Raw genomic sequence first — 19,220 nt, forward strand, 5'->3', positions numbered from 1 at the left:
AGAAGATCGCAATCAGAAAAGCAGCCTGAAAAAGATATTTTTCAACATTTTAATAATCGGCAAAAAGCGCTGTATTTCTGCCGGTGTGTTTGCTGTACACTTTTTTCAAGATTAGATAGTTCTTTTTTGCTGTGTGATATATTAAAGCCCGTGGGCTTCCATATCGAGGAAATCCACGGGCTTTGTTGCGCTTTTTTTTACAGCCCCTTTTTTACGTCTTAACAAATATCTTTTCTGTTCATGAAAGTATGTGACCAATGCACAAAAGTGCCGCACCAAAACTGTGCAAACAAATGATTTATATTTTAATTTGGCAACAATTCTGCAATTGTTGCATTTTTTATGCAACAAAACACCTCTTTTTCGGGATAAGTAGGAGGTGATAAACATGGAAGCAGTAATAGCGGCGTTCATAGCGGCGGCCGCCAGCATAGCCTGCCAGCTTATAATAGCTCGTTCGGGAGCTAAAGAAAACAAAAAATCACAGGAAGCCACCGAACGGCTTATTATATATAGAATAGATAGGCTGGAACAAACAGTTTCCGAACATAACGCACTCATTTCAAGAATGGCGGCGGCGGAACAAAAGATAACAGACATGGAAAGGGAGAGATATTCATGAAAGAAAGAATCGCAAAGCTCATTGACGTAAAATCGCTTGTCACACTGCTTATGACAAGCGTGTTCTGTATCCTCACGCTGAAAGGGATAGTCAGCGGAGAGCAGTTCATCACAGTTTTCACCGTGGTGATATCATTTTACTTTGGCGTACAGACGGCAAAAAAATCTGGAGGTGACGGCAATGGAAAAGGCTAAGGGCATTGACGTTTCCCATTGGCAGGGGAGAATAGATTTTGAAAAGGTGAAGTCACAGGGTTACAGCTTTGTGATGATAAACGCAGGCTACGGCAAGTACATCAGTCAAAAAGACGAAAATTTCGAGAAGAACTATGCCGCCGCCAGAAAGGCTGGTCTTAATATCGGCACATACTGGTATTCCTACGCTCTTACGGAAGCCGATGCACTTGCGGAAGCGAAAACTTTTCTTGAAGCGGTCAAAGGCAAGAAGTTTGAATATCCCCTCGCCTTTGATATCGAGGACGCTTCCCAAAGTGAACTTCCAAACGCTGCCATAAACAAAATTATAGAAGCCTTCTGCGACTATCTCGAAAGCAACGGCTACTATGCGGCTGTCTACAGCTACGCAGATTTTCTCAAACGCAAGGTGTCAGACTCCGTAAAAAACCGCTACGACATTTGGGTGGCACACTTTGACGTTGCAAAGCCTGCCATATCAAACTATGGAATGTGGCAGTATACAAGCAAAGGAACTGTAAATGGTGTTCCCGACCGCTGTGATTGCAACTACGCCTACAAAGACTACCCTGCCATAATGAAGAAAAAGTGCCTTAACCTTTACCCTTCCAAAGCAAAAGCTCTCGATACCACAGGCTACAAAAAAGGTGATAAAGGCAATGGCGTCCTTGCACTGAAATATCTTCTTATGCTTGCAAAGAAAAAGGGTATGCACAATATCAACCTTGATAAAAACGATATTTTCGGTGCAGGTACTCAGAAAGCCGTGAACAATATACTCAAAAACCACAGCTATTCACAAAACGGCATAGCAGGCAAGAAATTCATTGACCTCATTGGCAATGAACTTCTAAAATAACCACAAACCATAGCCACACTTGTAGGGGCGAACAGCGTTCGCCCGCATATCTTGATACCAATGCCCAAATATAAGCACATAAAAAAGGCTGTACCCTTACGGATACAGCCTTGAATGCTATGCAAAATTTATTAAACCAACTGAATGATAGCCATTTCAGCAGCGTCGCCACGACGTGGTCCGATCTTGATGATCTTTGTATAGCCGCCGTTTCTGCCCTCATATGAAGGTGCAATGTTGTCAAACAGCTTCTTAGCTACGTCTTCCTTAGTTACATAAGAAAGTACCTGACGCTTTGAGTGAAGGTCGCCTGCCTTGCCGAGAGTAATCATTTTCTCAGTCATAGCAGCAACTTCCTTAGCTCTTGTTACAGTGGTTTCAATCTTACCGTTTTCGAGAAGATAAGTAACCATAGCTCTGAGCATTGCTTTTCTCTGGTCGCTAGTTCTTCCCAGCTTTCTTGTGCCTGGCATAGATTTTCACTCCTTACTTTAATTATCGTCCTCTGAATTAAGGTCGTAACCCAATGAATGAAGCTTTTCCTTGACCTCGTCGAATGACTTCTTACCAAGGTTTCTTACCTTCATCATTTCTTCAGCAGACTTTTCAATCAAATCGTTAACCGTGTTAATTCCTGCACGCTTCAGACAGTTAAATGAACGCACAGATAAGTCAAGTTCCTCAATGGTCATCTCAAGGATCTTTTCCTTGCCCTTTTCATCCTTTTCAACCATCATCTCTACAACGTTAGTCTCTTCTGAGAGATCAACAAAGAGATTCAGATGCTCGTTGAGGAGTTTGGCTGCCATTGATACAGCTTCCTTAGCGGAGATAGTACCGTCGGTCCAAACCTCCAATGTCAGCTTATCAAAATCGGTGATCTGTCCAACACGGGTGTTGTCAACCGTGAAGTTCACCTTTAATACAGGCGTATAAATACTGTCTACTGCAATAACACCAATAGGGGCGTTAGGCATAAGCGCCTTGTTCTTTTCCGCAGAAACATATCCACGACCTCTGTCGATGACAATTTCCATATAAAGCTTTGCGCCCGGTCCCAAAGTTGCAATGTGCATATCAGGAACAAGAATGTCCACCTCAGAATCTGTCTTGATGTCGCCGGCAGTGACAACGCACTCGCCCTCGGCCTCAATGTAGATAGTCTTAGGACCCTCGCCGTAAAGCTTTGCAGTTAAACCCTTGAGGTTAAGAATGATCTCAGTAACATCTTCCTTAACTCCGGGAATTGTTGATAGTTCGTGGTGTACACCGTCGATCTTTACCGATGTAACGGCGACGCCTGGCAAAGAGGAGAGCAGTACACGTCTCAGACTATTTCCGAGCGTAATACCATAGCCACGCTCCAGAGGCTCGAGAATAAACTTGCCGTATGTTCCGTTGCTCTTTAGCTCGGCTGTTTCGATTTCAGGCTTTTCTATTTTTTCAAGCATTTAAGACCCTCCTGTTTTCAAACTCGATTGTTTTATATGATCAATAACACATACACTTCCAAAAACATATCAAGTATTTCTTCGATACGCACTCTTAAAGAGTGCATACCGTAAGAACCACTATCAATACATTATTTAGAATACAACTCGACGATGAGGTGCTCCTCGATGTCATAGTCAAGGTCTTCCTTAACAGGCATACGAAGAACCTTAGCTGTCTGGTTGTCCTTGTTTACATCAAGCCATGTAGGAGCTGCCTTTGAAGCGTTAGCCTCAATGATCTGCTTGAACTTCTCGCTCTTCTTGCTGTTTTCCTTAAGTGAGATAACATCGCCTTCCTTGATTCTGTAAGAAGGAATGTCAACTCTCTTGCCGTTAACAAGATAATGACCGTGAACAACGAGCTGACGAGCCTCTCTTCTTGTCATTGAAAGACCCATTCTGTATACAACATTGTCAAGTCTTGACTCGAGAAGAGTAATGAGGTTAGCACCGGCCTGACCCTCCATTTTCTCAGCAAGCTCGAACAGGTGACGGAACTGCTTCTCAAGAACGCCGTAGATGAACTTGAGCTTCTGCTTTTCCTTAAGCTGCATACCATATTCTGAAACTTTCTTTCTCTTGTTAGCGTTAGGATCACGCTTTGTTTCCTTAGCGATACCCATAACTGCTGGGCTGATTCCGAGAGATTTACATCTCTTGAGTATTGGTTCTCTATTTACTGCCATGGTAAATACCTCCGTTTTCTAAATGTTATCGGGTCTTAGCCGAATTGCTTACCCGACTTTGAGTAAACTACAAACTCAAATTGTCTTATAAACTATACACGTCTTCTCTTTGGAGGACGGCATCCATTGTGAGGGATCGGAGTTACATCCTTGATAAGTCTAACTTCAAGATCCTCAGACTGCAAAGCTCTGATTGCAGCCTCACGGCCAGCACCAGGTCCCTTTACAAAAACTTCAACTGTCTTAAGGCCATGCTCCTTAGCAGCTCTTGCAGCAGTTTCAGCAGCTGTCTGAGCAGCGAATGGAGTAGACTTCTTAGAACCTCTGAAGCCGAGTCCGCCGGCAGATGCCCAAGAAATAGCATTGCCCTGCATATCTGTAATAGTTACGATAGTGTTGTTAAAAGTAGACTGGATATGAACCTGTCCCTGTTCAATGTTCTTTCTTTCACGACGACGACGAATAGTAGTCTTCTTCTTAGCCTGAGCCATTGTTCACACCCTCCTTACTTCTTCTTATTAGCGATTGTCTTTACAGGACCCTTACGAGTTCTTGCGTTGGTCTTTGTTCTCTGACCTCTAACTGGGAGACCTCTTCTGTGACGAAGACCACGATAACAACCGATTTCTGTCAATCTCTTGATATTGAGCGCAACATTTCTTCTGAGGTCACCCTCAACAGTGATGTTATGGTCAATATATTCACGCAATTTAGCTACATCGTCCTCAGACATATCCTTAACTCTTGTGTCAGGATTTACGCCTGTTTCATTAAGAATCTTAGTAGCAGTTTTCTGACCTATACCATAGATATAAGTAAGAGCAATTTCAATTCTCTTATCCTTTGGCAGGTCGATACCAGCAATACGAGCCATTATTTAGCTGCACCTCCATTATTGGTTTGTTAGCCCTGACGTTGTTTGTGCTTAGGATTCTGGCAGATTACCATAACCTTGCCTTTTCTCTTGATTACCTTGCACTTCTCGCAGATAGGCTTAACTGAAGGTCTTACTTTCATTGAAATACCTCCTTTGAATTTAGCGACAAGAATTAAAAATTCTTAAACTTACGGGAAAGCTTACTTAGCTCTCCATGTGATTCTTCCCTTTGTCAAGTCATACGGTGACATTTCGACCGTTACCTTATCTCCGGGTACGATACGAATATAATTCATACGCAGCTTACCCGAAATATGAGCAAGGATTTTATGACCGTTTGAAAGTTCTACCAGAAACGTTGCATTTGGCTTAGCCTCAATTACCGTTCCCTCAAGTTCGATAACGTCTTCCTTTGACATTAAAAAACCTCCCCATCTAAAAGGTTTTGGTCTGCTGTAACACGGTTTGGGTCAAAACCTTGTATCAGCCGTCTTAATTTCCTGTTTGTCAGCTCATCAGTGCTGATGTTGACGCCCGCAGGTGAAATGTGTTTTATGTTTTTACGCTTTGGCTTTTCAAGCTTACGCTCCTTGCCGTCTGCGATATACACAAAACCGCCGCTGGCAGCTACCGCAACAAAATATCTGCCCTTATCACGGCCTGCGTTCGCAAGCACCACTGAACCGATCGGTATATCTACAACGCTTTTCTCCGTCATACTTTGGTCAGGATAACTGCCCCGTCAGGAGTAACTGCGATTGTATGCTCAAAATGAGCCGCCCACTTTCCGTCTTTTGTCTTGACAGTCCAACCGTCAGGCATTGTCTTGATATCAGCCGTACCCATGTTTATCATAGGCTCTATGGCTATTACCATGCCTGCCACAAGTCTGATGCCGTGACCAGCCTTGCCATAGTTTGGAACTTCCGGATCTTCGTGCAGGTTTTTGCCCACACCGTGACCTACGAACTGTCTTACAACGGAGTAGCCGTTGTCCTCATTGTATTTCTGAATGGCCGCACCCAAGTCGCCAAGTCTAACGCCCGGCTTTACCATATCTATTGCAAGATACAGACTTTCTTCGGTGGACTTCATCAGAGCCTCTGCCTCAGGGGAAATCTTGCCTACAGCAAAGGTCTTGCAGGAATCTCCGTGATAGCCGTCAATGTAAGCACCAACGTCTACTGAAACTATGTCGCCCTCGCAAAGCTTGCGTGGACCGGGGATACCATGGATTATCTCATCGTTGACGGAAATGCAGGCTGAGCCTGGAAATCCGCCGTAGCCAAGGAAGCTTGGCTTTGCACCATGAGAAGTGATATATCTGTGAACGACTTTATCAAGCTCGTAGGTAGTCATACCCGGTCTGATAGCCTCGCCCGCAGCGATCAATGCTCCGGCGGTTATTGCGCCCGCCTTCTGCATTTTCTCGATCTCTTTATTGGATTTAACGCAAATCATTAAAAACGCCTCGGATCTATGCCTTAACAGCTTCGAGAACAAGCTTTGAAGTGTCCTCTACCTTATCCTGTCCCTCAACAGTAACGAGCTTACCCTGCTTACCGTAGTAATCTTTAAGAGGAGCGGTTGATTTGTGATATGTCTGAAGTCTGCTGATAACTGTTGCAGGCTCGTCGTCCTTACGGATAACGATCGGCTTTCCGCAAACATCGCACACGCCCTCTACCTTTGAAGGCTTGAAAGCTGTGTGGTAAGTAGCGCCACAGTCGAGGCAAACTCTTCTGCCCGAAAGTCTCTGCTGAATAGTCTCGTCAGCAACATATATCTCTATGACCTTGTCTATCTTAACGCCCATAGCGTCAAGAGCCTCAGCCTGAGGAACTGTTCTTGGAAAACCGTCCAGAATGAAACCGTTCTGAGCGTCAGGCTCAGCGATCCTGTCCTTAAGGATACCAATTACGATATCGTCTGATACAAGGTCGCCTGCGTCCATAGCAGCCTTAGCCTTGAGACCGTACTCAGTGCCAGCCTTAACAGCAGCTCTGAGCATATTGCCTGTAGAAATAGTAGGAATGTTCAGAGCCTTGCAGATGACCTCAGCCTGAGTTCCTTTTCCCGCACCGGGAGCACCTAAAAGAATGATATTCATTTTTAACTCCTTTTTATCTCAAACGTAAAGCCTATGGTTTATTCAAGGAAGCCCTTATGATGACGCATCATCATTTGAGATTCCATAGTTCTTGCAGTTTCAAGAGCAACTGATACAACGATAAGGATCGAAGTACCGCCCATTGCAATATTCATCTTTGTGATCGAAGTGAAGATAATAGGGAAGATAGCGATTATTCCGAGGAACACAGCTCCTACCAATGTTATCTTTGACAGAACCTTCTTAAGATAATCGGAAGTTGGTCTGCCAGGTCTGATACCAGGGATACCGCCGTTGTTCTGTCTGAGGTTGTTTGCGATCTCAAGTGGGTTATACTGCATTGAAACATAGAAATAGTTGAAGCCGATTATCAGCACAAAGTACAGACAAGCGTAGAACGGATGAGTGTACTCGAACCAGTGAAGGAAGTGATCGTAGAAGCTTCCGCTCTTTGGTTCAATGAACATTTTGAGTGTTGAAGGCAGTGACATGAAAGCCATTGCAAAGATGATAGGCATAACGCCGCTCATTGCGATCTTGATCGGAATAAAAGTATTCTGACCGCCGTACTGTTTTCTACCGACCACTCTCTTAGCGTACTGTATCGGTATTCTTCTTTCAGCCTCGTTCATGAAGATGATAAAGCCTATCATCAGAACGAACACAACAAGGATAGCAATTACGAGAATGATGTTCTTAGCCTCGCCTGTCTTCATGTAATCGAACAGACCGATAACTGCTGAAGGACCTCTTGCAATGATACCTGCGAACAGGAGCATTGAGATACCGTTTCCGATACCCTTCTCGTTTATCTCATCACCAAGCCAGATCGTCAGTGACGCACCTGCTGTAAAGCAAGCGATAATAACTATCTCTGCGAATATCTTGCTAAAGCCCTCTGTGTAAACACAAGCACCCGCTTTCTTCATGGTGAGGTAATAAGCCCACGCCTGGAAGATAGCAATAGCAAGTGACGCATATTTTGTTATCTTGTTAAGTTTCTTTCTACCCTCAGGACCTTCCTTCTGGAGTCTTTCCAGCGGTGGAAGAGCGTAGGTCAGAAGCTGAATGATAATTTGTGCATTGATATAAGGTGAAACGGAGAGCGCCAAGAGAGTAGCTTTTGAAAAGTTACCTCCTGACAGAACGTTCAGATAGCTGAAAAAGTCACCTGACGAAGCACTCTGTTCAAACCATGCTGACAATGCGACTGAGTCAAGGTAAGGTACAGGAACTGTACCGCCGACTCTGTAGATGATGATGATGAAAAAAGTAAATAGAAGTTTTTTTCTTAATTCCGGAACTCTCCAGGCATTACGAAATGTCTCTATCACAATTACATCACCTCAACCTTCCCGCCTGCCTTTTCAATCTTTTCCTTAGCAGCTGCTGAGAACTTAGCAGCCTTAACGGTAAGGTTTTTAGTTAATTCGCCGTTTCCGAGGATCTTGACGCCGTCAAGTTCCTTCTTGATGATGCCTGAAGCTTTAAGAAGCTCAGTATCAACAACTGTGCCGTCAACAAATCTATCAAGATCAGATACATTTACGATAGCATACTTTGTTGCGAAAATATTGTTGAATCCACGCTTAGGGATTCTTCTTGCGAGCATTGTCTGTCCGCCTTCAAAGCCCGGTCTTATTCCGCCGCCGGAACGAGCCTTCTGACCCTTGTGTCCCTTGCCTGCGGTCTTTCCGTTACCAGAACCGTGACCTCTGCCCTTGCGCTTGCTCTCCTTTACGGAGCCTGCAACAGGTGATAATTCGTGCAGTTTCATTCAGATTGCACCTCCTTATACTTCAGTTACTTTAATAAGATGGGAGATAACCTTTACCTTTCCCTTTGTCTGAGGATTGTCAGGCTGACAAGTCTTATCCCCGATTTTTCTGAGACCCAGTGAATTAGCGGTAGCGACCTGCTTATCGCTTCTTCCGTTAAGGCTCTTTATCAGTTCGATGTTTATTGCCATAACTGTTATCCTCCTTAGCCTGTAATTTCTTTAACTGTCTTGCCTCTGAGAGCTGCTACTGTTTCAGCGCTTCTGATGTTAGCAAGACCGCTTATTGTAGCTCTTACTGCGTTGTAAGGATTGTTTGAACGGAGCTGCTTAGCTCTGATATCCTTAATTCCAGCAGCTTCTACAACGGCTCTTACTGTGCCGCCTGCGATAACTCCAGTACCTGGTGCTGCAGGCTTGAGAAGAACCTCGCCTGCACCGAACTTACCGATAATTTCGTGTGGGATCGTTGTTCCCTTAAGTGAAATTCTGATAAGGTTCTTCTTGGCGTCCTGGATTGCCTTTCTGATTGCGTCAGGAACTTCTCCTGATTTACCGATTCCGAAACCTACTACTCCGTTTCCGTCGCCTACTACTACGAGGACTGAGAACTTCATTATACGGCCGCCCTTAACAGTCTTTGATACTCTGTTAATTGCAACGACCTTTTCAGTAAGTTCCATGTTTGAAGCATCTATTAAAGCCAATGTTTACCCTCCTCTTTAGAACTTAAGTCCGCCTTCACGGGCTCCGTCTGCCAACTCCTGAACACGTCCGTGGTAAAGGTAGCCGCCTCTGTCGAATACGACATTCTCGATGCCCTTTGCCTTAGCCGCCTGAGCGATCATTTCGCCGACCTTACGAGCGCCTTCCTTGTTGCCGCCGTTGCCTTCAAAGTCCTTGGACATTGAGGAAGCGCTGCAAAGTGTTACGCCGTTTACGTCGTCGATAACCTGTGCATAAATATGCTTAGAGGAGCGGAATACGTTGAGGCGAGGACAATCAGCTGTTCCGTTGATCTTGTTGCGGACTCTCTGATGTCTTTTTGCTCTTGCCTTAGCCTTGTCAAGCTTTTTAACCATAGTAATTCTCTCCTTTTATTACTTCTTGCTGCCCTTACCAGCCTTACCTTCCTTACGGATAACATACTCGCCTTCGTAACGAATACCCTTACCCTTATAAGGCTCTGGTGGACGCTTCTCACGGATCTCACAAGCAAACTGACCTACTTCCTGCTTGTCGCAACCTGAAATTACGATGTGGTTTGCGTCAGGTACATCGATCTTGATAGTATCTGTCTCAGGTACGATTACCTGATGAGAAAAACCAAGGTTCATAACAAGGTTCTTACCCTGCTTCTGTGCTCTGTAACCTACACCAACGATCTCAAGCTTCTTTGCGAAACCCTCTGTAACACCCTCTACCATGTTGTGTACGAGTGTTCTTGTCAGACCGTGCAGTGACTTGTGGAGCTTATCCTCTGAAGGACGCTCTACTGTGATCACGCCGTCTGCACACTTTATTATCATATCCTTGTGGAACTCTTTTGTGAGTGAACCCTTAGGACCCTTTACTGTAACTACGTTTCCGTCTGCAACAGTAACCTCTACACCTGCAGGAACACTAATTGGCTTAATACCTATTCTTGACATAACTTAGTCCTCCTTACCAGATGAATGCGAGAACTTCTCCGCCGACATTCAGCTCTCTAGCCTTCTTGTCTGTGATAACGCCCTTTGAAGTAGATACGATAGCAATGCCAAGACCCTTTATAACCTTTGGCATATCCTCGCAGCTTGCGTAAATTCTCAGACCAGGCTTTGATACTCTTCTGAGTCCTGTGATGACTGGATTTCTGTTCTCGTCATATTTAAGAGTAATTCTAATGATACCCTGCTTACCGTCTTCAATGATCTTGAAGTCCTTAACGTATCCTTCGTCTACGAGGATCTGTGTGATCGACTTCTTCATATTAGATGCAGGAACGTCAACTGTTGCGTGCTTCGCAGTACTTGCGTTACGGATTCTTGTAAGAAGATCCGCTATTGTATCAGTAATTTGCATGCGTGTTAACCTCCTTTTACCAACTAGCCTTCTTAACTCCCGGAATCTTACCCTCGTGAGCCAACTCTCTGAAACAGATACGGCAAACGCCGAACTTTCTCAGATAAGCGTGAGGTCTTCCGCAGATCTTACATCTGTTGTAAGCACGAGTGGAATATTTAGGCGTAGCCTGCTGTTTGTTGATCATAGCCTTCTTAGCCATTTTTTATCCTCCTCTTACTTATCAGCAAATGGAGCACCCATAAGTGAAAGCAGCTCCTTTGCCTCTTCATCAGTTTTTGCAGTTGTGATAAAGTTGATATCCATACCACGAACCTTATCTATCTTATCGTATTCGATCTCAGGGAAGATCAGCTGCTCCTTAAGACCAGTAGAGTAGTTGCCTCTGCCGTCGAAAGAGTTAGGGTTGATACCTCTGAAATCTCTTACACGAGGAAATGCTACGTTGAAAAGTCTGTCAACGAATTCATACATTTTCTCAGCTCTCAGCGTTACCTTAACACCGATGATCTGTCCGTCTCTGAGCTTGAAGTTAGCAACGGACTTCTTTGCCTTACAAACGATCGGCTTCTGTCCTGTGATAGCAGCCAGATCAGTCATGATAGCATCGATAACCTTCTTGTTATCCTTATCTGCGCCGCAGCCCACGTTGATAACTACCTTATCAAGTTTTGGGATCTGCATAACGTTAGCGTATTCGAATTTCTTCATCATAGCAGGAGCTACGTCGCTAACATAATATTCTTTAAGTCTAGCCATCGTAATATCCTCCTAATTAAAATTCTTCGCCGCAGTCTGCGTTCTTGCAGACTCTAACTTTAGTACCGTCCTCAAGGAACTTATGAGCGACTCTTGTTGGCTTGCCGCACTTAGGGCAAACTGCCTGTACCTTTGAAGCATACATTGCAGCCTCAGCCTCAACTATGCCGCCCTGCTCGCCCTGACGTCTTGGCTTAACGTGCTTTGTAGCAATGTTAAGACCCTCAACGATTACCTTTCCCTCCTTAGGGGAAACTTCCAGGACCTTGCCCTTCTTACCCTTGTCCTTACCGGAGAGGATAACGACGGTGTCGCCTGTTTTTACGTGTACCTTATTCATTGTTACGACACCTCCAATTAAAGAACTTCTGGAGCAAGTGAAAGGATCTTCATATAATCCTTCTCTCTGAGCTCCTTAGCTACTGGTCCAAATATACGAGTACCTCTTGGGTTCTTGTCTTCTTTGATAATAACAGCTGCGTTTTCGTCAAAACGGATATATGTGCCGTCTGCACGACGAAGACCCTTAGCTGAACGAACGATTACTGCTTTAACAACGTCGCCCTTTTTAACAACTCCGCCTGGTGTTGCCTTTTTAACAGAACAAACTACAACGTCACCGATGTTTGCATACTTTCTGCGTGTTCCGCCGAGTACCCTGATGCACATAAGCTCCTTTGCTCCGGAGTTATCTGCTACCTTCAGGTAAGTCTGCATTTGTATCACAGTGCGTTCCTCCTTTCAGAATTTAACGTGCGGTCGGCAGAAGTTATCTGCCACCTGCACTATTGCGTTTTAATTACTTAGCCTTCTCAAGAACGTTAACAAGACGCCATCTCTTGTCCTTTGACAGAGGTCTTGTTTCCATAACTTCAACCTTGTCGCCTATATTGCAGACATTGTTTTCGTCATGTGCCTTAAGCTTAACTGTTCTCTTGATGATCTTCTTGTAAAGTGGATGCTGTACGTTATCCTTGATAGCAACTACGATAGTCTTATCCATCTTGTTGGAAACTACAACGCCAACTCTGGTTTTTCTCAAATTTCTCTCTTCGCTCACAGTTAATCCTCCCTTCGAAAATTACTGAACATTGGACTCTTGCTTACGAATGAATGTCTTTACACGAGCAATATCCTTCTTCACAGCCTGAAGTCTCTTAGGATTCTCCAACTGATTTACAGCGTGCTGGAAACGAAGGTTAAAAAGCTCCTGCTTGAGCTCAGCGAGTTTGCTGTTGAGCTCGTCGACTGTCATATCCTTGATTTCATTAGCCTTCATTATTGCTCACCACCCGTTTCTTGAGTATCTCTTTTAACGAACTTACACTTGATAGGCAGCTTGTGCATTGCAAGACGCATTGCTTCTCTAGCTGTCTCTTCAGGTACTCCTGCGATCTCGAACATTACTCTGCCTGGCTTAACAACGGCTACCCAATACTCAGGTGCGCCCTTACCTTTACCCATTCGAGTTCCAAGAGGCTTTCTTGTTGCAGGCTTATCTGGGAAGATCTTGATCCAAACCTGACCGCCACGCTTGATGTATCTTGTCATTGCGATACGGGCAGCTTCGATCTGATTTGATGTGATCCAAGCAGGCTGAAGAGCCTGAAGACCATACTCACCGTGAGAAACTGTGTTACCTCTCATAGCCTTGCCTGTCATACGGCCACGGTGCTGTTTTCTGAACTTAACTCTCTTTGGAAGCAGCATTACTTGTTACCTCCCTCTTTTTTAGCCTTATTGAAGTCACGCTTACCATTTCTGTTCTGGCGTCTTCTGTCGTTTGACTCTCTCTTGTCTGAAGCAGCAACTTCGCCCTTAAGAACCTCGCCTCTGTATATCCATACCTTAACGCCGATCCTACCGTAAGTTGTGTGTGCCTCAGCTGTACCATAGTCGATGTCAGCTCTGATCGTCTGAAGTGGAATTGTACCCTCGTGGTATGTTTCTGCTCTAGCGATCTCTGCACCGCCAAGACGGCCGCCGCATCTAACCTTGATACCCTTAGCGCCGAGCTTCATTGCTCTGCCGATAGACTGCTTCATTGCTCTTCTGAATGAGATTCTATCTTCAAGATCGTGTGCGATCTTTTCTGCAACGAGCTGTGCATTGATGTCAGGCTGCTTTACCTCAACGATGTTGATAGCAACGCTCTTGCCGATCATCTTTTCAACGTTTGCACGGAGCTTTTCGATCTCTGCGCCGCCTCTGCCTATTACGATACCAGGCTTTGCACAGTGGATGTGGATTCTTACCTTCTGACCGCCGTCCTTATCGGCAAATCTTTCGATCTCTACTTTTGGAACGCCGGCGTATACGCACTTATCTACTGGATTCTTTGATCTTGTATTCAGCTCTTTAAGAATGAAGTTACGAACGTTGTAATCCTCAACCAGTGTATCGCCAAAAGTACCCTTTTCTGCAAACCAGCGGGAGTCCCAATTCTTAATCACACCGACACGAAGTCCGTGTGGATTTACTTTCTGTCCCATAGTTTACCTCCTCTTTCAGCTTATTCCTTTTCCTTAAGAACGATCGTAACGTGTGATGTTCTCTTAAGGATTCTATATGCTCTGCCTTGTGCTCTTGGCATGATTCTCTTCATTATCGGTCCTGGACAAACATAGCACTCTGCAACGTAAAGGTTGTTCTTATCCATGTTATGGTTGTTCTCAGCGTTGTGAGCGGCGGACTTCAGAAGCTTCTCAAGATATTCACTTGCAGCCTTTGGTGTATGCTTTACTGTTGCCATTGCAACATCATAGTCTTTTCCTCTGATCAGATCGAGAACGATCTGTACCTTACGAGGAGCAATACGAGCATTTCTCAGAATTGCTTTTGCTTCCATTTGTATTCCTCCTTCCGCACTACTTACCGTTGTTTGAGGTCTTTGAACCTGCATGACCCTTGAATGTTCTTGTTGGAGCGAACTCTCCCAGCTTGTGACCAACCATGTCCTCTGTTACATATACAGGAACGTGCTTACGTCCGTCGTGAACTGCGAATGTGTGACCAACGAATTCAGGGAATATTGTAGAAGCTCTGCTCCATGTCTTGAGCACCTTCTTCTCGCCTGCATCGTTCATTGCCTTAACTCTCTTGTAAAGGACCTCCTGTACGTATGGTCCCTTCTTGACACTTCTACCCATTGATCATCTGCCTCCTTTCAGCATTACTTACCGTTTCTGCGTTTTACGATAAACTTATCGGAGCGATGATGCTTAGCACGGGTCTTGTATCCCATTGTAGGCTTACCCCAAGGTGTAACTGGAGTTGGTCTACCAACTGGAGCACGACCCTCACCACCACCGTGTGGGTGATCGCATGGGTTCATTACAGAACCTCTAACGGTAGGTCTCCAGCCCATATGACGCTTTCTACCCGCCTTACCGATATTTACGTTCTCATGGTCGATGTTTCCTACCTGACCGATTGTAGCCATGCAGTTTACAGGGACCTTTCTCATCTCGCCTGAAGGAAGTCTTACAAGTGCGTAGTTGTCTTCCTTACCCATGAGCTGAGCCATGTTTCCTGCTGAACGAACGAGCTGTGCGCCCTTACCAGGATAAAGCTCGATGTTGTGGATGAAAGTACCAACAGGAATGTTTATCATTGCAAGTGCATTACCAGGCTTGATGTCTGCGTCTGCGCCTGCTCTGATAACGTCACCAACCTTAAGACCATAAGGTGCGATGATGTATCTCTTCTCGCCGTCCTCATACTCTACAAGAGCAATGAATGCTGAACGGTTTGGATCGTACTCGATAGTAAGAACTGTTGCGTTCATATCGAGTTTGTTTCTCTTAAAATCAATTACACGGTATTTTCTTCTTACTCCGCCGCCTCTGTGACGAACAGTGATTCTACCGTAGCTGTTTCTACCTGAGTTCTTCTTGAGTGGCTCAAGCAGAGACTTACATGGAGCAACCTTTGAAAGCTCGGAATAATCGGTAACTGTCATACCTCTTCTGCCGGCTGTTGTAGGCTTGTAGCTCTTTATTGCCATTTGAAATTCACTCCTTATCTGAGTTTTGCGAAAAGGTCAAAGCGTTTTCACGCCAAGCGCCCTTCCATACTTACGTCCTGCGGTGAAATGATGAGCGGTCCTCGCCGCCTCGCAAGACCTTTCCGAAGGCTTCTCGGTATTCATGAAGTTCTTCGGAGCAATGCAGCCTTACGCTGCACCTCTTTTAGAGGATTTAGAACAAGCCCTCGAAGAATTCGATTGTCTTGTCACCCTCAAGAGTAACGATCGCTTTTTTCCAGTCTGGTCTGTAGCCTACGCTTCTTCCCATTCTCTTCTGCTTACCCTTAACGCTGATCGTGTTTACCTTAGCTACCTTTACGTTGAAAAGCTCTTCAACTGCCTTAGCGATCTCGATCTTGTTAGCGTCCTTAGCGACCTTGAAAGTGTATCTGTTAGCCTGAAGTCTGTCCATAGAGTCTTCAGTGATAACTGGCTTTAAAATTATATCTTGAGCAGTTCTCATTATGCGTAAACCTCCTCAATCTTCTTTACAGCCTCTGAAGAAACGATAAACTTATCATAGTTCAGAATGTCGTAAACACTGAGAGTATTTACAGTAGCTGTCTTAACGCCAGGAATGTTGGCTGCACTCTTGACAACAGTCTTGTCAGACTCTGCTGTAACGATGAGAGCCTTACCCTCAGCACCAAGTGCCTTGAGCATCTCAACAACTGCCTTTGTCTTGTAGCTCTCGAGCTTGATTGAATCAACAACTACGAGATTCTCGTCAACGACCTTTGTTGAAAGTGCAGACTTCATACCGAGTCTTCTTTCCTTTTTATTAAGTGAATAGCTGTAATCTCTTGGCTTAGGACCGAGAGCAACACCACCGTGTACCCACTGTGGAGCTCTGATAGAACCCTGTCTTGCGTGACCTGTTCCCTTCTGTCTCCATGGCTTTCTACCACCGCCTCTTACTTCTGTTCTTGTAAGAGTTGACTGTGTGCCCTGTCTCTGGTTAGCAAGATAATTTACAACCATAGCGTGCATGATAGCCTTGTTTGGCTCGATACCGAAAATAGCATCGTTAAGCTCAGTGTCGGCAACCTTTTTGCCTGTCATATCAAATACTGAAATCTGTGACATTATGATTCCTCCTTCCACTAAGCCTTCTTAACGCAGTCGCAAATTGTAACTGTACCGTTCTTTGGTCCAGGAATTGCGCCCTTGATTGCGATAAGATTGTTTTCTGCGTCTACCTTGACGATCTCAAGATTCTGTACAGTTACCTTTACGTTACCATACTGACCAGGCATACCCTTGCCCTTGAAGATTCTTGAAGGTGATGAACAAGCACCCATAGAACCTGCATGTCTGTGTACAGGACCTGTACCGTGAGTTTCCTTAAGTCTTGAGTTGTTGTGACGCTTGATCGTACCGGAGAATCCGTGACCCTTGCTTGTACCGCTGACATCAACGATGTCGCCTGCAGCAAATGTGTCAGCCTTTACGATATCTCCAACATTAAGAGCTGATGTGTCAGCAAGTCTGAACTCCTTAAGAGTTCTCTTCATTGCAACGTCAGCCTTCTTGAAGTGACCCTGAAGAGGCTTGTTTACTCTCTTCGCTCTGATGTCGCCATAGCCCAGCTGAACAGCCTCATAGCCGTCATTCTCAACTGTCTTCTTCTGAACGACAACGCAAGGACCAGCTTCAACAACTGTTACAGGAATTACTTTTCCTGCTTCATCGAAAATCTGTGTCATACCGATTTTCTTACCGATGATTCCCTTTTGCATTATGTTTTCCTCCTATGTGGTTATTGGTCGGACTTGTCCGACGTGACCTGCGTGTTAAATGTTTTTTGAGATCGCACGCGATCTCATTTGGAGATTACTTGATCTCCATAACAATGTTAACGCCTGCAGGAAGTTCAAGATTTTCAAGAGCTGCTGTTGTTTCCTTTGTAGGTCTCAGAACATCGATAAGTCTCTTGTGAGTTCTCATCTCGAACTGCTCACGGCTATCCTTGTACTTGTGTACAGCTCTGAGGATAGTGATTACCTCTTTGTCTGTAGGAAGTGGGATAGGACCTGAAACCTGTGCGCCTGAACGCTTAACAGCCTCAACGATCTTTGCTGCAGCTGCGTCTACAACCGCATGCTCGTAACCCTTGATCTTGATTCTGATCTTTTCATTGACTGCCACTTAAATCGCCTCCTTGTGCAAATTAAAAAAGTTTAGGGGGCAGCTTTCTTTCACTCAAGCCTCAGTCAATTGCGTAAATGATCGAGGCGTGCCGATCGCTTACGCAATTGACAGGTTCGAGCTTTAAAAGCTTTCTGTTGATACCCGTTTACACTCTGCCGTGTGTTCCCTGCCGTTCTCATAAAAAATTCCGAAACCCACAAGGCTTTCGGACTCAGAAAACAGCGCACACAGCATCACACATACTCACGCTAAAGCAGACCTTATCCGCTATCGCAAGAAGCATAAGCACATACTGTGTTCGGTATTAACAGTCGCCCGGTTTAAAATCGGACATACTCCACGGAAATTACCTGACCAACTGTCAGCAACCTTCCGCTTCATCGCATATCATCATCGTGTACATTAAATACACTGTGCAGTCACGCAAGTATTATTATACACTACTTTCAAGCCATTTGCAAGCGGTTACAGACAAATTACAATATAGAATTTTCACCTACTTCTCAACGCGTTTATATGCACATTGCACAAATTTCACTATGAGTATCATTTGCCGCTACATTTTATTCATATTCGTTATAAAAGTCGGTTTTTCGGGGCTTTAGCAGGGTAAAATGCTACTATTTATCGCAATAATTTTGCTATCGCAAAAAGAACGGGCGATCACAGGTCGCCCTTACAAGAGGAATGGTATAGGGGACAGCGTCCTCGACGTCCCATTTTGCTGTATCATGTTATACAAAGTTTATATTACGCCACTTCGTCAGTGTCATAGTACGCCTTGACCTTCTCTTCCGTTTCATCGGTGATCGTCTTTTTGATCTCTGTTTCCTCATCGCTGAATATAAGATCAGCAAGCTCAGAGGGGATAGTTTCCCTGATCGAGCCTTCATACATTGCTCCGCCTCTCGGCTCCCACATCTTGGTCATTGTCCAATTGTCGTCCTGCTTTTTAAAGTCCAACATTCTTACGACCAGACCGCCGCTGTACATATTGCCCGCACCTTTATAATGTCCGTCATTGCTCAGTATATAGACCTTGCAGGTCTCATCGTCGATACTCTGCACGCCCATAAGATAATGGGATTCCACAAAAAAGTCGTTTTTGCCTGCATTCTCATAGTCATTTGCTTCGCCTCTATTGTATGTGCGTATTATCACCGCATTTGAGATATCCTCGTCAGTGAGACCCTCTGGCAGTTGGTGGACGACCTCAACATCGCTGCCCTTATAAAAATAGTATCCCCCTATGCCGTGAGTTTTGTAATAAAACGTCACGATTTTCAGCCCCCAACATATGACCAGCGCCGCTATCAGCGCAAGGAATATCAGCAGCTTTATATGCACTTTCTTTTTCGGCTCTTCATAAGCTACGTTTGTTTCTTTATTTGCATCGTTCATATTAAGCGCCCCTTTCTGTTGTCTGTATCTTCTGATCTGTTCTTACAGTAACATAATTACAAAAATCTGCACCAAATGCAAGCATTTGTAATTTTGCTAAGATGATTTTAAGATTTATCATAACAATGCACAAATTTGCACTTCCGATTTTATTCACTTATACAATGTGCAGAAATGCTTTGCATTCGGGCAAAGACAAA

At 44.6% G+C, this 19,220-nt stretch carries 37 protein-coding genes; 3 read left to right on the forward strand and 34 right to left on the reverse strand.

From position 1 onward, the window contains the following. Positions 1 to 388: 388 nt before the first annotated feature. The 3 genes from AB5Z01_RS09745 to AB5Z01_RS09755 are packed head-to-tail and all read left to right on the forward strand — an operon-like array spanning position 389 to position 1,675. Positions 389 to 622, forward strand: a complete 234-nt coding sequence (locus AB5Z01_RS09745) for a hypothetical protein (RefSeq protein WP_038672626.1) — start codon at positions 389 to 391, stop codon at positions 620 to 622. Then, a complete protein-coding gene (locus AB5Z01_RS09750; protein ID WP_195220623.1) occupies positions 619 to 816 on the forward strand; it encodes a hypothetical protein in 198 nt (65 codons plus the stop codon). The genes AB5Z01_RS09745 and AB5Z01_RS09750 overlap by 4 nt, the downstream gene beginning before the upstream one ends. Next, positions 803 to 1,675 carry a glycoside hydrolase family 25 protein gene (locus tag AB5Z01_RS09755; protein ID WP_368365507.1) on the forward strand — a complete coding sequence of 291 codons (873 nt, stop codon included), beginning with the start codon at positions 803 to 805 and terminating at the stop codon, positions 1,673 to 1,675. Before AB5Z01_RS09750 ends, AB5Z01_RS09755 begins: the two co-directional genes overlap by 14 nt. A gap of 131 nt (positions 1,676 to 1,806) precedes the next feature. Here the strand turns inward: AB5Z01_RS09755 and rplQ are convergent, their stop codons facing one another. From rplQ to AB5Z01_RS09925, 34 genes are all read right to left on the reverse strand, one after another. Continuing rightward, the gene (gene rplQ, locus AB5Z01_RS09760) at positions 1,807 to 2,148 is read right to left on the reverse strand and encodes a 50S ribosomal protein L17 (protein ID WP_022286968.1); all 342 of its coding nucleotides are present in this window, start codon (positions 2,146 to 2,148) and stop codon (positions 1,807 to 1,809) included. Positions 2,149 to 2,166: 18 nt separating this feature from the next. Continuing rightward, entirely contained in the window at positions 2,167 to 3,126 is a 960-nt protein-coding gene (locus AB5Z01_RS09765) for a DNA-directed RNA polymerase subunit alpha (protein ID WP_022286969.1), read from the reverse strand. A 131-nt stretch (positions 3,127 to 3,257) separates the two neighbouring features. After that, on the reverse strand, positions 3,258 to 3,854 hold the full coding sequence (gene rpsD, locus AB5Z01_RS09770; protein WP_022286970.1) for a 30S ribosomal protein S4: 597 nt from the start codon (positions 3,852 to 3,854) through the stop codon (positions 3,258 to 3,260). A gap of 92 nt (positions 3,855 to 3,946) precedes the next feature. Beyond that, the gene (gene rpsK / locus AB5Z01_RS09775) at positions 3,947 to 4,345 is read right to left on the reverse strand and encodes a 30S ribosomal protein S11 (RefSeq protein WP_022286971.1); all 399 of its coding nucleotides are present in this window, start codon (positions 4,343 to 4,345) and stop codon (positions 3,947 to 3,949) included. Positions 4,346 to 4,359: 14 nt separating this feature from the next. Continuing rightward, entirely contained in the window at positions 4,360 to 4,728 is a 369-nt protein-coding gene (gene rpsM / locus AB5Z01_RS09780; protein WP_022286972.1) for a 30S ribosomal protein S13, read from the reverse strand. A gap of 29 nt (positions 4,729 to 4,757) precedes the next feature. Continuing rightward, on the reverse strand, positions 4,758 to 4,871 hold the full coding sequence (rpmJ, locus tag AB5Z01_RS09785) for a 50S ribosomal protein L36 (RefSeq protein ID WP_022286973.1): 114 nt from the start codon (positions 4,869 to 4,871) through the stop codon (positions 4,758 to 4,760). A gap of 60 nt (positions 4,872 to 4,931) precedes the next feature. Further along, positions 4,932 to 5,150, reverse strand: coding sequence for a translation initiation factor IF-1 (infA, locus tag AB5Z01_RS09790; RefSeq protein WP_022286974.1), 219 nt, complete (start codon positions 5,148 to 5,150; stop codon positions 4,932 to 4,934). After that, the gene (locus AB5Z01_RS09795; RefSeq protein ID WP_022286975.1) at positions 5,150 to 5,449 is read right to left on the reverse strand and encodes a KOW domain-containing RNA-binding protein; all 300 of its coding nucleotides are present in this window, start codon (positions 5,447 to 5,449) and stop codon (positions 5,150 to 5,152) included. The genes infA and AB5Z01_RS09795 overlap by 1 nt, the downstream gene beginning before the upstream one ends. Continuing rightward, complete coding sequence (gene map, locus AB5Z01_RS09800) at positions 5,446 to 6,192, reverse strand: type I methionyl aminopeptidase (protein ID WP_022286976.1); 747 nt, start codon at positions 6,190 to 6,192, stop codon at positions 5,446 to 5,448. Before map ends, AB5Z01_RS09795 begins: the two co-directional genes overlap by 4 nt. Before the next feature lie 16 nt (positions 6,193 to 6,208). Further along, positions 6,209 to 6,841 (reverse strand): adenylate kinase, encoded by a 633-nt coding sequence (locus AB5Z01_RS09805; protein WP_287214338.1) that lies wholly within the window; start codon positions 6,839 to 6,841, stop codon positions 6,209 to 6,211. A gap of 38 nt (positions 6,842 to 6,879) precedes the next feature. After that, positions 6,880 to 8,175 (reverse strand): preprotein translocase subunit SecY, encoded by a 1,296-nt coding sequence (secY, locus tag AB5Z01_RS09810; protein WP_022286978.1) that lies wholly within the window; start codon positions 8,173 to 8,175, stop codon positions 6,880 to 6,882. Positions 8,176 to 8,177: 2 nt separating this feature from the next. Next, positions 8,178 to 8,618: a 50S ribosomal protein L15 gene (gene rplO, locus AB5Z01_RS09815; protein WP_022286979.1), complete on the reverse strand. Its 441-nt coding sequence runs from the start codon at positions 8,616 to 8,618 to the stop codon at positions 8,178 to 8,180. A 15-nt stretch (positions 8,619 to 8,633) separates the two neighbouring features. Continuing rightward, positions 8,634 to 8,810 (reverse strand): 50S ribosomal protein L30, encoded by a 177-nt coding sequence (gene rpmD, locus AB5Z01_RS09820; RefSeq protein WP_287214335.1) that lies wholly within the window; start codon positions 8,808 to 8,810, stop codon positions 8,634 to 8,636. 14 nt (positions 8,811 to 8,824) lie between these two features. After that, positions 8,825 to 9,325 (reverse strand): 30S ribosomal protein S5, encoded by a 501-nt coding sequence (rpsE, locus tag AB5Z01_RS09825; RefSeq protein ID WP_022286981.1) that lies wholly within the window; start codon positions 9,323 to 9,325, stop codon positions 8,825 to 8,827. A gap of 15 nt (positions 9,326 to 9,340) precedes the next feature. Next, entirely contained in the window at positions 9,341 to 9,700 is a 360-nt protein-coding gene (rplR, locus tag AB5Z01_RS09830) for a 50S ribosomal protein L18 (protein WP_022286982.1), read from the reverse strand. 18 nt (positions 9,701 to 9,718) lie between these two features. Beyond that, the gene (gene rplF, locus AB5Z01_RS09835; protein WP_022286983.1) at positions 9,719 to 10,270 is read right to left on the reverse strand and encodes a 50S ribosomal protein L6; all 552 of its coding nucleotides are present in this window, start codon (positions 10,268 to 10,270) and stop codon (positions 9,719 to 9,721) included. A 13-nt stretch (positions 10,271 to 10,283) separates the two neighbouring features. Continuing rightward, positions 10,284 to 10,682 carry a 30S ribosomal protein S8 gene (gene rpsH, locus AB5Z01_RS09840; protein WP_022286984.1) on the reverse strand — a complete coding sequence of 133 codons (399 nt, stop codon included), beginning with the start codon at positions 10,680 to 10,682 and terminating at the stop codon, positions 10,284 to 10,286. A 16-nt stretch (positions 10,683 to 10,698) separates the two neighbouring features. Continuing rightward, entirely contained in the window at positions 10,699 to 10,884 is a 186-nt protein-coding gene (locus AB5Z01_RS09845) for a type Z 30S ribosomal protein S14 (protein ID WP_022286985.1), read from the reverse strand. A gap of 14 nt (positions 10,885 to 10,898) precedes the next feature. Then, positions 10,899 to 11,441 carry a 50S ribosomal protein L5 gene (rplE, locus tag AB5Z01_RS09850; RefSeq protein ID WP_022286986.1) on the reverse strand — a complete coding sequence of 181 codons (543 nt, stop codon included), beginning with the start codon at positions 11,439 to 11,441 and terminating at the stop codon, positions 10,899 to 10,901. Between the two features lie 16 nt (positions 11,442 to 11,457). Then, a complete protein-coding gene (rplX, locus tag AB5Z01_RS09855; RefSeq protein ID WP_022286987.1) occupies positions 11,458 to 11,781 on the reverse strand; it encodes a 50S ribosomal protein L24 in 324 nt (107 codons plus the stop codon). 17 nt (positions 11,782 to 11,798) lie between these two features. After that, on the reverse strand, positions 11,799 to 12,167 hold the full coding sequence (rplN, locus tag AB5Z01_RS09860) for a 50S ribosomal protein L14 (RefSeq protein WP_022286988.1): 369 nt from the start codon (positions 12,165 to 12,167) through the stop codon (positions 11,799 to 11,801). Positions 12,168 to 12,240: 73 nt separating this feature from the next. Continuing rightward, positions 12,241 to 12,501, reverse strand: a complete 261-nt coding sequence (gene rpsQ, locus AB5Z01_RS09865) for a 30S ribosomal protein S17 (RefSeq protein WP_022286989.1) — start codon at positions 12,499 to 12,501, stop codon at positions 12,241 to 12,243. 21 nt (positions 12,502 to 12,522) lie between these two features. Then, on the reverse strand, positions 12,523 to 12,720 hold the full coding sequence (gene rpmC, locus AB5Z01_RS09870) for a 50S ribosomal protein L29 (RefSeq protein ID WP_022286990.1): 198 nt from the start codon (positions 12,718 to 12,720) through the stop codon (positions 12,523 to 12,525). Further along, positions 12,720 to 13,151 carry a 50S ribosomal protein L16 gene (rplP, locus tag AB5Z01_RS09875; RefSeq protein WP_022286991.1) on the reverse strand — a complete coding sequence of 144 codons (432 nt, stop codon included), beginning with the start codon at positions 13,149 to 13,151 and terminating at the stop codon, positions 12,720 to 12,722. The genes rpmC and rplP overlap by 1 nt, the downstream gene beginning before the upstream one ends. Beyond that, complete coding sequence (gene rpsC / locus AB5Z01_RS09880) at positions 13,151 to 13,933, reverse strand: 30S ribosomal protein S3 (RefSeq protein WP_368365508.1); 783 nt, start codon at positions 13,931 to 13,933, stop codon at positions 13,151 to 13,153. Before rpsC ends, rplP begins: the two co-directional genes overlap by 1 nt. A 20-nt stretch (positions 13,934 to 13,953) precedes the next feature. Continuing rightward, positions 13,954 to 14,289: a 50S ribosomal protein L22 gene (gene rplV, locus AB5Z01_RS09885; RefSeq protein ID WP_022286993.1), complete on the reverse strand. Its 336-nt coding sequence runs from the start codon at positions 14,287 to 14,289 to the stop codon at positions 13,954 to 13,956. Positions 14,290 to 14,308: 19 nt separating this feature from the next. Beyond that, on the reverse strand, positions 14,309 to 14,590 hold the full coding sequence (gene rpsS / locus AB5Z01_RS09890) for a 30S ribosomal protein S19 (RefSeq protein WP_022286994.1): 282 nt from the start codon (positions 14,588 to 14,590) through the stop codon (positions 14,309 to 14,311). Between the two features lie 23 nt (positions 14,591 to 14,613). After that, entirely contained in the window at positions 14,614 to 15,447 is an 834-nt protein-coding gene (gene rplB, locus AB5Z01_RS09895; protein ID WP_022286995.1) for a 50S ribosomal protein L2, read from the reverse strand. A 193-nt stretch (positions 15,448 to 15,640) separates the two neighbouring features. Further along, entirely contained in the window at positions 15,641 to 15,931 is a 291-nt protein-coding gene (gene rplW / locus AB5Z01_RS09900) for a 50S ribosomal protein L23 (protein WP_038672640.1), read from the reverse strand. After that, positions 15,931 to 16,554, reverse strand: coding sequence for a 50S ribosomal protein L4 (rplD, locus tag AB5Z01_RS09905; RefSeq protein ID WP_038672642.1), 624 nt, complete (start codon positions 16,552 to 16,554; stop codon positions 15,931 to 15,933). Before rplD ends, rplW begins: the two co-directional genes overlap by 1 nt. A 17-nt stretch (positions 16,555 to 16,571) precedes the next feature. Then, entirely contained in the window at positions 16,572 to 17,207 is a 636-nt protein-coding gene (rplC, locus tag AB5Z01_RS09910; protein ID WP_022286998.1) for a 50S ribosomal protein L3, read from the reverse strand. 94 nt (positions 17,208 to 17,301) lie between these two features. After that, a complete protein-coding gene (gene rpsJ, locus AB5Z01_RS09915) occupies positions 17,302 to 17,616 on the reverse strand; it encodes a 30S ribosomal protein S10 (RefSeq protein ID WP_022286999.1) in 315 nt (104 codons plus the stop codon). 753 nt (positions 17,617 to 18,369) lie between these two features. Further along, entirely contained in the window at positions 18,370 to 19,020 is a 651-nt protein-coding gene (locus AB5Z01_RS09920) for a hypothetical protein (protein ID WP_287214333.1), read from the reverse strand. Between the two features lies 1 nt (position 19,021). After that, positions 19,022 to 19,153, reverse strand: a complete 132-nt coding sequence (locus AB5Z01_RS09925) for a hypothetical protein (RefSeq protein ID WP_368365509.1) — start codon at positions 19,151 to 19,153, stop codon at positions 19,022 to 19,024. Positions 19,154 to 19,220: the final 67 nt, after the last annotated feature.

Source organism: Ruminococcus sp. RTP21359st1_H3_RTP21359_211015 (assembly GCF_040909065.1).
Taxonomy (GTDB): Bacteria; Bacillota; Clostridia; order Oscillospirales; family Ruminococcaceae; genus Hominimerdicola; species Hominimerdicola aceti.